The 1,585-nt window shown below is 75.4% G+C and carries 2 protein-coding genes; both read right to left on the bottom strand.

The window, feature by feature from the left end; all coding sequences use genetic code 11:
* The coding region (locus tag ACTWQJ_RS51195; RefSeq protein ID WP_443313169.1) for an FAD-binding protein at positions 1-337 on the bottom strand (337 nt) is incomplete at its 3' end.
* A partial coding sequence (locus ACTWQJ_RS51190; RefSeq protein WP_443313168.1) for an FAD-dependent oxidoreductase occupies positions 334-1,585 on the bottom strand: 1,252 nt, incomplete at its 5' end. The genes ACTWQJ_RS51195 and ACTWQJ_RS51190, both read right to left, overlap by 4 nt.

Genomic DNA, 1,585 nt, shown 5'->3' with positions numbered 1-1,585 from the left:
TGGCCAGCACGATCGCCCTCGCGGTGATCGTCTCGGGGCCGTCCGGGCCGACCGTCGCCAGGGCCAGCGGGCCCGTCCAGTCGAGGGCGGTCACCCCGGTGCGTACGACTGCCCCGGCGTGGACCGCGGCGTCGGCCAGCAGACGCGCGTACGCCGGCCCGGTCAGCGGGCGCGACCAGGTCCCGAAGCCGCCGTGCGCGCAGTGCCGTGGCACTCCCCCGGCCTGCTGCTCCCGGTCCAGCACCTCGACCCGCCCGACCCCCGCGGCGGCCAGGCGGGCGGCGGCGGCGAGTCCGGCGGGTCCGGCGCCGACGACGAGGACGTCGACCTGTCTCATGCGCCGGCTTCCTCGAACAGCGCCCGCACCGCGGCCCCGCAGTAGAAGCCCTGGCAGCGGCCCGCCCGGGCGCGGGTGCGGCGGCGCAGTCCGTCGAGGGTGCGCGGCGGGATCGTAGCGGCGAGGGCGTCGCGGATCTCGCCGCGGGTGACGCGTTCGCAGTGGCAGACGAGGGTGCCGTACTGCGGGTCGGCGGCGATGAGGTCGGGGCGCTGGTACGGGCGGGGGAAGGACTCGCCGAGGTTCGGCATGCGCACCGGCTCCAGCTCCCGTTCGGGACCCGGGTCGAGGCCCGTCTCGGTGAGCAGCCCCGTGACGTGCGCTGCGATGGCGAGCGAGGCGGTCAGGCCGGTCGAGCGGATGCCGCCGACGGTGACGTACGCCTGCTCGGGGTGGGCGCGGATGCGGTAGTCGTCGTGCTCGGTGGCGGCGCGCAGACCGGCGTAGACGGCGGTGACGTCCTCGTCGAGCAGTGCGGGCAGGATGCGGCGGCCCTTGTCGCGCAGGGCGGCCAGTGCGTCGGCGGTGGAGCCGGTGGCCCGCTTGTCGTGCAGGTCCTCGGCAGTGGGGCCGAGCAGGACGTTGCCGTAGACGGTGGGGGCGACGAGGACGCCCTTGCCGAGGGCCGTGGGGACGGGGAGGAGGATGTGGTGGACCAGGGCGCGGGCGAACTTGTCGAAGACGAGGAGCTGGCCGCGGCGCGGGGCGACGGTGAAGTCGTACCGGCCGAGCTGTGCGTCGAGTGTGTCGGCGTGCAGTCCGGCCGCGTTGACGAGCCGGCGGGCGCGCAGGGCGCCTCGGGACGTCTTCAGCACATGGCTGCCGTCCTGCCGGCTCGCCTGCTCAACCTGGCAGTTGAGGTGCAGGTCGACCCCGTGGCGGACCGCCTGGGTGGCGTACGCCAGGGTCGTCGTCCAGGGGCAGATGATGCTCTCGCCGGGCACGTGCAGGGCACCGAGGGCGCCCGGGCCGAGGTGGGGTTCGCGGACGTACAGCTCGGCGGGTCCGAGCAGGCGGGCGGCGTGGTACTCGTTGCGTTCGGCCTTCTCGGCGAGCCGGGGCAGCGCGGCGAGCTGTTCCTCGTCCCAGGCGACGAGCAGGGCGCCGACCGGTTCGACGGGGATGCCGGACTCGGCGGCGTACGCGGCTAGCTGCCGGGCGCCCTCGCGGACCAGCCGTGCCTCCAGCGAGCCGGGGACCGCGTCGAACCCGGTGTGCAGGATGGCGGTGTTGGCCTTGGAGGTGCCC

The sequence above is a fragment of the Streptomyces sp. KR55 genome, from assembly GCF_052245645.1.
Lineage (GTDB): Bacteria > Actinomycetota > Actinomycetes > Streptomycetales > Streptomycetaceae > Streptomyces > Streptomyces flavusporus.
The sequence above is the reverse complement of the archived record's forward strand: the minus strand, read 5'-3'. Positions and strand labels throughout refer to the sequence as shown.